Annotated in this window: 6 protein-coding genes and 2 pseudogenes; 1 reads left to right on the plus strand and 7 read right to left on the minus strand. The window is 72.9% G+C overall.

The window, feature by feature from the left end; genetic code table 11:
• Both AOK24_RS50475 and AOK24_RS11980 read right to left on the minus strand, forming a co-directional pair.
• Positions 1-238: pseudogene (locus AOK24_RS50475) on the minus strand (ATP-grasp domain-containing protein); the annotation flags it as partial.
• 2 nt (positions 239-240) lie between these two features.
• Positions 241-957 (minus strand): annotated as a pseudogene (locus tag AOK24_RS11980) (ATP-grasp domain-containing protein); the annotation flags it as partial.
• 172 nt (positions 958-1,129) lie between these two features.
• Between AOK24_RS11980 and AOK24_RS11985 the strand changes: the two are divergent.
• Positions 1,130-2,449 carry a glycoside hydrolase family 26 protein gene (locus tag AOK24_RS11985; RefSeq protein WP_055720045.1) on the plus strand — a complete coding sequence of 440 codons (1,320 nt, stop codon included), beginning with the start codon at positions 1,130-1,132 and terminating at the stop codon, positions 2,447-2,449.
• Positions 2,450-2,477: 28 nt separating this feature from the next.
• Here the strand turns inward: AOK24_RS11985 and AOK24_RS11990 are convergent, their stop codons facing one another.
• The 5 genes from AOK24_RS11990 to murJ form a co-directional block, all read right to left on the minus strand.
• Positions 2,478-3,584 (minus strand): GNAT family N-acetyltransferase, encoded by a 1,107-nt coding sequence (locus AOK24_RS11990; RefSeq protein WP_055720046.1) that lies wholly within the window; start codon positions 3,582-3,584, stop codon positions 2,478-2,480.
• Entirely contained in the window at positions 3,581-4,333 is a 753-nt protein-coding gene (locus AOK24_RS11995; RefSeq protein WP_055720047.1) for a YveK family protein, read from the minus strand. Before AOK24_RS11995 ends, AOK24_RS11990 begins: the two co-directional genes overlap by 4 nt.
• Positions 4,330-5,463: a glycosyltransferase gene (locus AOK24_RS12000; RefSeq protein ID WP_055720048.1), complete on the minus strand. Its 1,134-nt coding sequence runs from the start codon at positions 5,461-5,463 to the stop codon at positions 4,330-4,332. Before AOK24_RS12000 ends, AOK24_RS11995 begins: the two co-directional genes overlap by 4 nt.
• Positions 5,460-6,143 carry a polysaccharide deacetylase family protein gene (locus tag AOK24_RS12005; RefSeq protein ID WP_055720049.1) on the minus strand — a complete coding sequence of 228 codons (684 nt, stop codon included), beginning with the start codon at positions 6,141-6,143 and terminating at the stop codon, positions 5,460-5,462. The genes AOK24_RS12000 and AOK24_RS12005 overlap by 4 nt, the downstream gene beginning before the upstream one ends.
• A 46-nt stretch (positions 6,144-6,189) precedes the next feature.
• Positions 6,190-7,765: murein biosynthesis integral membrane protein MurJ (murJ, locus tag AOK24_RS12010; protein WP_055720050.1), on the minus strand; the 1,576-nt coding region annotated here is incomplete at its 5' end.

The raw sequence follows: 7,765 nt of genomic DNA on the forward strand, positions 1-7,765 counted from the left end.
TCTCGACGACGAAGGCGCGGCCGGGGCGGGGGGTGCCCGGCGGGAGGGTGCGGTGGGTGAGGTCGAGGTGCTGGGCGCGGACGACGTCGAGGCCCGCCGCGTCGGTGAAGAGGCGGAACTGGGCGCCGGGGCGGGGGTTGAAGTCGAGGAGGTGGTAGCGGCCGGTGGCGGCGCAGCGCCGGAAGTCGAGGTCGAGGATGCCCCGGTAGCCGAGGTCCCCGGTGAGGCGCTCGGCGAGNNGCCGGGCCCGCCCGCGCGGACGGCGCCGGCGCGGTCGGCGTACCCGTGGAAGAACCAGTCCAGGCCCGTGCCGGGCGCCAGGAACTCCTGGAGCAGCAGGCGGCAGCCCGCTTCCTCGGTACGGAGATACAGCTCGCGCGCCTCCTGGGTGGAGCGCAGGACGACCGTGCTGCGCAGCCCGCTCCCCTCGGGCAGCAGCCACGGCCTGCTCCACTTCGCGACCACCGGCAGGCCCAGCCGCCACGCGGCCTGCGCCGCCTGCGCCTCGCTCTCCGGGACGACCGTCTCGGGATGCGGGACGCCCGTCGCCCGGCACAGCCCCGCCAGCTCGGCCTTGTCCGCGACCCGCCCGGACAGCTCGCCGGGCTGCTGCGGCAGCAGGTACGCGGGCGCCAGCTCCGCGCGCAGCCGGCTCACCGCGACCGCGCCCGCGTCGTCCATCGGGATCAGCACGGCGGGCCGCTCTACGCGCGCCGCGACCCGCAGCAGCACGGCCGCGATCTCCGCGTCGGCGGCCCCGGGCAGCGGCGGCGGATGCAGCTGCCGTACGAACCGGGAGTGGCGTACGGGGCTACCCGCCACGTCCGCGACGAGGTGGACCTCGACCCCGGCGCGGCCGAGCGAGCGCACGGCACCCAGCGTTCCGTGGTGAAAGGGATTCCGGTCGATCCGCAGCAGCACTGCGGGGACGCGGGTGTCGAGCAGGGGCACGGGCATTCCTTCGGTTCGTTCACCGATGCGGGCGAGTGGACCACTCGAAAGCCGTAACGGCGGTGGCGTACTTCCTTTTCGTATGACTTACATGTGACTGTCTGTCAGGAATTCCTGACGCTGTCATAACGCGCGAATGGCGCGGTCATCACGCGTGTGAGTGGAGAAAGGAGCAGGCATGGCCCCACGAAAGCGACGCGCCCGGTCCCGGCGGCTGGCCGTCGTCGCGACGGCAGTCGTCGTATCGGCCGCCCTGGCCTCCGGTCCTGGTTTCGCCGCGAGTGCGGGGGTGGTGCAACGCGCCGATCCTCCCGCTTCCGCGTGGTGGGGGCACGACGGGTGGTGGGGGGACGACGAGGAACCGGCCCCCGCCGGGACGCCGGCACCGGCCCCCGTACCCGTAGACCCCGTAGTACCTGAGAAGGACCCGGCGACCCCTGCCAAGAAGTACCCCGCCTTCGGCGCCTACCTCGACTACGGCCCCCGGGGCGTGTCCCGGATGGCCGAGCTGAGCCGGTGGCTCGGCGGGTCGGAGCTGAAGGTCGGCCACACCTACCTGCCGGGCGACCGGTGGAGCAACATCGAGGGCGCCCCCGGCTTCCTCGACGTGTGGGCGGACTGGCGGCGCGAGAAGGACGACCGGATGTTCGTCCTCAACGTGCCGATGCTGGAGCGCAACGAGGAGGGCGTCTCCGACTACGAGGTGCGCCGGCTGCTGCGGCAGGGCGCCGCCGGACAGTTCGACCACCACTACAAGGCCCTCGCCGAACGCCTCGTCGCCCTGAAGGTGCCGGACACGGTGATCGTGCTCGGCTGGGAGATGAACGGCACGACGTACACCCACCGGTGCGGCCCCGACCCGCAGGCGTGGAAGACGTACTGGAACAGGATCGTCACCACCATGCGTGCGGTGCCGGGCCAGCAGTTCAAGTTCGACTTCACGCCGAGCCGGGGCCGGGACGCCGTCCCGTGGACCGAGTGCTACCCCGGTGACGACACGGTCGACATCGTCGGAATGGACTCGTACGACCAGCCGACCGGCCGGACGTTCGACGAACAGGTGACGGAGCCCTACGGCCTTCAGCAGCACGTGGATTTCGCGAAATCCCACAACAAGGCCATCTCCTATCCGGAATGGGGACTCTTCCGCAACGGCGACAACCCGGAGTACATGCGGCGCATGCTCGCCTGGATGGACGAGCACAAGCCGCTGTACAACACCGTCACCGACTACTGCCCGCACGGTGTGTGGCAGTGCGGATCCAACCCGCGCTCCTCCGAGGTCTACCGGTCGATGCTGTCCGGCCGGACCGACGAGCCGGTCACCCCGGTCGAGCCGCCGGTCACGCCCCCTGTGGTGCCCCCTGTGGTGCCCCCGGTGGTGCCTCCGGTGGACCCGCGGCCGGAATGCTCGCCGGTCGACCTCGGCAGCTGGGTCGAGCACTGGCTCGGCGGGAAGCTCTGCCTGAAGTTCGACTGGTTCTCCCGCAACCGGTGACCCGGCCGGTGGCGGCGGGCCCACACGCTCAACTCCCGCCGCCACCGGACCGCTCCCTGAAGGACTCCCAGCGGTGCAGTAACTCCTTGCCGCGCCGCCGGGCCGCCACGTCGCACAGCGCCGCCGACAACAGCGGCGCGGTGCGCCGCCGGGCGAGCAACAACCGCTGGTTGACGACGGGTTCGGGCCGCCAGTGGTGCTTGTACGGCTCGTTCCCGCGCAGCAGGCTCAACGCTCCCCGGGGCGGCTTGCGGGCGTGCTCGGCGCACGCGTCCAGCAGCATCACCGCGACGTCCGCCTTCCGCTCCCGCAGCCGCGGATGCGCCCCGTACAGGTAGCCGCCGGCCAACTCCCGGGACAGCAGCGTGAGATCGACGGCCACGACGTCGTCGTCGAGCCGGAACTCGGTCACCACCGCGTCCCCCGACCGCACCATCGGCCCCACCGACCTCACCAGGTGGTCGCAGAACCGCTGTTGCAGGTGCTCGGACGTCACCTTCCGGCCCTGCCACTGGAGTCGGTGCAGTTCGAGCAGGCGCCGCAGCGCCGCGTCCACGCCGTCGGCCGGTACGACGCTGCGCTCCACCCCGAGCGAGGTCAGCTTGCGCAGCTTGGCCCGCACCCGCTGCGCCTTCGCCGACGGCAGCCGCGCGACCAGCTCCTCCATCGGCACGGCGGGCAGCTCCAGGCACACCGAGTCGCCGACCCGCCGCCGAGGGCCCCGCCAGTGCTCGTACACCCGCTCGACGGCGCCACCCGGACGCACCTCGCGGAAGTCGATCAGCGCGGTGCGCGCCGCCGCCGCGAGCCCTTCGGTGAGCGCGGCGACGGCCTCCTCCGCGCGCTCGTCGTCGACCAGGACGTCCCCGTAGTCGGAGATCGCCCCACCCAGCGGCACGAGCGAGGGGAACGGGCTGTTGACGGCCATCAGGGGCGCGGCGGAGAGGAGTTGACCGTGCGCGCCGCGCACCAGGAGCAGGCGCAGTCGGCCGCGCCTGCCGTAGGACAGCCACCAGGAGTGCAGCCAGGCGTGGCTCTGGAACGGGGTTGCCGTCGCGCAACGCCCGTACAGGTCGGCCCAGTCGGCGGCGAGGGCGGCGAACTGGGCCTCGTCCGTGACCAGTTCGGTGTTCATCGCGCCCCGTGGACGTCGGCGGCGAGGGCCGGGCCGGGGACGGAGGTCTTGGCGTCCTCGGCGGCCCGCGTCTCCTCGGCGGTCCGCTTCTTCTCCGGCGCCCGCGTCTCTTCCGGCGCCCGCGTCTCTTCCGGTGTCCGCGTCCCTTCCGAAGTGCGCGTCGCCGCCTTGGTGCCCCGCTTCGGGCGCGCCAGCAGCACCAGCCCGCCCAGGAGCCCGCCCGCGCTCGCGCCGACCAGGCCGGTGACCGCCGGGGACTGCGAGGACGGGTCGGTCGGCTTCAACGCCCGCGCGAACTGCTGGAGTTCGACGTTCGTCGTCTTCTCGCTGCCCTTCGCGTGCTGGGTCAGCGCCCGCGACACCGCGTTCGCCATGTCGGCGGCGAGGTCCGCGCGGCCCGAGGTCGCGGTGATCGACACCATCGGCGCATCCGGCGAGGTCGCCGTCTGCACGCTCTTGCGGAGCGTGTCCACCGGCACCCCGGCCCACACCTGGGCGTCGCCGAGCACCGCGAGCTGCGTCGCGACCCGGCCGTACGCCTGCGCGAAACCCAGCGCTGAGGACGGGTCGGACTTCTCGGCGGGGACGGCGACGACGTACGCGGTCGCCGTGTAGACGGGCGGCTTCAGCGCGCCGTACGCGCCGCCCGAGAGGCCCCCGGCGAGGGCGCCGGCGGCGAGCAGGGTCCAGGGCGGGAGGGCCTTGGCGCGGGTGAGGAGGGCTGGGCGGCGGGAGGTGTTCTCGGTCATGTGGCGGTGGCTTTCTGGGGTGACGGGACGGAGAGGGTGGTCGTGTAGACGTCCATGAGGCGTGCGGCGCTGCGGGCGATGTCGTAGTGGCGGGCGGCCTCGGGCGGGGTGCGCGGGCTGCAAGTCGAGGGTCTGCGCAGGGCGTTGGCGAACTCCTGCGCGCCGCACGGCACTTGTCGGGCGTCCGGCGCCTGGCCCGGCAGGTCCTCGATCGCCGGGCACGACGCGTACCGCACCGGCAGACCGGCGGCGAGCGCCTCCACGGCCGCCAGGCCGAACGCCTCGTCCGGCGAGGGGGACGCCAGGACGTCCATCGCCGAGGTCAGCGACGGCAGGTCGGGGCCGGGGGAGCCGTCCGGGACGTACGGGCGCTCGCCGGTGAACAACACCCGGTCGGCGACGCCCACTTCGCGCGCGGTGCGCCGCAGCACGCTCTCCTCGGGGCCGCCGCCCACCAGCAACAGCCAGTGGTCGTCCGGGAGTTGGGCCAGGGCCTCGATCAGGACGTCGAACCGTTTCCCGGCGCTCAGCCGGCCGATGCCGCCGATCACGTACGCGTCCTCGGGCAGGCCCAGGCGGCGGCGCGTACGGTGGCGGGCCACCGGGTCGAAGCGGAAGCGGTCCAGGTCGATGCCGTTCGGGACGACCTCGATGCGCGGCGCGGGCACGCCCCAGCGGCGCAGGCGGTCGGCGACCGTGGGGGAGACGGCGACCGTCGAACGCCCCAGCCGCTCGCTCGCCAGGTACAGGGCGCGCACGCCCTGCGTGAGGCTGCGGCCCTCCATCTGCGCGTCGCCCAGGGAGTGTTCGGTCGCCACGATCGCCCGTACGCCCGCGAGCCGCGCCGCGAGCCGGCCGTACACGCAGGCGCGGTACAGGTGGGTGTGGACGAGGTCGTAGCCGCCGGACCTGATGTGCCTCACCAGGCGGGGCAGCGCGCCCAGGTCGCGGTTGCCGGACATGCCGAGGTGCGTGACGCGCACCCCGTCCGCGATCAGGCCGTCGGCGACCGCGCCCGGGTTGGTGAGCGTCACCACGTCGCACTCGACCGGCAAGTGCCGGATCAGCAGCCGCAGTTGCTGCTCGGCGCCGCCCGTGCCCAGGCCCGTGATGATGTGCAGCGCCCTCACCGCAGGCCCTCCACCGGACGGCGGCGCAGCCGGTGCAGGCGGTGCTTGAGGAAGAGGCGGGCGGCGGTGTCGTTCTGGCCGATGTGCACGCGGGGGAGGGCGTGGACGCCGTTCAGCGGGCCGGGGTCGATCGCGCAGGCGTAGGCGTAACCGGCGTCGCGCACGGCCGTCACGGCGCGCTCGTCGATCGTGCCGTAGGGGTAGCAGAAACCGGTTACGTCGGTTTTCAGGAGGTTCTGGAGCCGTGAGCGGCTCTCCGCCGTCTCCGCCGCGAGCGTCGCGTCGTCGGCCTTCGTCAGGTCGACGTGGGTAAGGCCGTGGGAACCGATTTCTACGCCTTGTGCCGCCGCCTCGCGGATGCCGTCCGCCGTGAGGAGGGGCTTGCGGGGGCCCAGCGGGTCCCAGGCGTTGTCGCCGCCGAGGCGGCCGGGGAGGACGAAGAGGGTCGCGTTCATGCCGTGCGCGCGCAGGACGGGGAGCGCGCGGTCGACGAAGTCCGTGTAGCCGTCGTCGAAGGTGAGGCCGATCAGGCCGGTGCGGTCGGGGGCCGCGAGCAGCTCGGCCATCGAGACGCCCCGCAGGCCGCCGCGCGCGAACCAGGCGAGCTGCGCGGCGAGGCGCTCCGGGGTGACGGTGATGCGGTACGGGTCGTCGGAGCAGTCGCCCACCGAGTGGTACATCGCCACCCAGGGAAGGGAGTTGGGTGTCCGGCGTCTGCTTCTGGTCTCAACGGGAACGGACATGGGCTGCCAGCCTTCGGGATGCGGAACGGACGGAGCTGAGGACGGGCTCGACCCCCTGGGCGTCCAGCGCCCAGCAGAGGACGAGGAAGACGGCGGTCACGGTCAGCCCCCCGGCGAACGCCCCCGCGATCGGCCCGCCGGTGACGTGGCCCGCCGCGTACGCGCCGAGGACCGTCGCGACCAGCGCGGCGCGCAGCGGCCGGCTCAACTCGCGCAGCACGCCCCGGACATGGACCGGGACACTCCTCGGGCCCATCCCCGCGAGCAGCACCAGCGCGGTCACCGAGATGCCCGCCGCGTTCGCCACGGCGATGCCCGTGACCCCCAGGCTCCCCACGCTCAGCGCGCCGATCCACGACGTCACCACGATCCCCGCGGCCATCGCGCCCACCGGGTACCAGCTCGGGCGGCCCGCCGAGAAGTACGAGCGCACCAGTACGCCGGTGAGGGTCTGGCCCAGCAGACCCAGCGCGTACACGCGCATCACCTTCGCGGTCGCCGCGGTGTCCTCCGGGGTGAACGCGCCCTTCTGGAACAGGAGTTGGATGATCTGCGGGGCGCAGGCGACGACGGCCGCCGTACCGAGCAGGACGACGCACGTCGCCAGCGCGAGGTCGCTCTCCACCCGCTTCCTCGCCCGCTCCGTGTCCCCCTCCGCCAGCGCCCTCGCGACCACGGGGAACGTCACCGTGATCAGCATCATCGACAGCAGCATCGGCATCTGCGCCACCTTCTGGGCGTAGTTGAGATGCGAGATGGCCCCCTCGGGGAGCCGGGACGCGAGGAACCGCTCGATCAGCACCTGCGACTGGCGGCACAGCGCGAACAGCAGGACGGTCGCGAGGAGGGCGGTGTTCAGGGCCTGGGGCTCCTGCTCGGCGCGCTTGCCCTGTGCGGCGGCTCTGCTGGTCAACTGCTTGAGCAGCGAGGGCAGTTGCACGAGGACCATGAGCACGCCGCCGACCGCGACCCCTGCGGCGGCCGACCGCACCCCCCAATGCCTGCCCAGCACGAACATCCCGGCGATGATGCCGATGTTGTACACGACGTAGATCGCGGCGGGGGCGCCGAACTTGCGGTGCGCGCGGAGGGCGGCGCTGCAATACCCGGCCAGCCCGAAGCTCACGATGCACGTCGCCGTCAACCGGGTGCAGTCGACGGCGAGCCGCGGGTTGGACAAGCCGGGCGCGAGCGCCTCGACGACCTGAGGCGCGAGCCCGACAACAATCGCCCCGACACCCATGAACGCGAGCGACAACTTCGGCAGGGTCCCGGCGACAAGCGCCCGCACAGGATCCCCCGCAGCGCCCTGCGCCTTCCGCGCCAGGGCCATGCTGAACGCCGGAATCAGCGCGAACGCCATCCCGTCCTCGATCAGCAACGTCGCCGCGAACTCCGGCACAGTCCAGGCGACAAGAAACGCGTCAGTCTCCTGCCCGGCCCCGAAGAGCCGAGCAAGAGCCTGATCCCGGACGAGCCCGAGAAGAGACCCGGCGATGGAGAGGACAGCGGTGAGAACGGCGGCTTTGGCGAGGAACTTGCCGGTGGGGTGGGCGGGC

Source organism: Streptomyces niveiscabiei, assembly GCF_001419795.1.
Taxonomy (GTDB): Bacteria; Actinomycetota; Actinomycetes; order Streptomycetales; family Streptomycetaceae; genus Streptomyces; species Streptomyces niveiscabiei.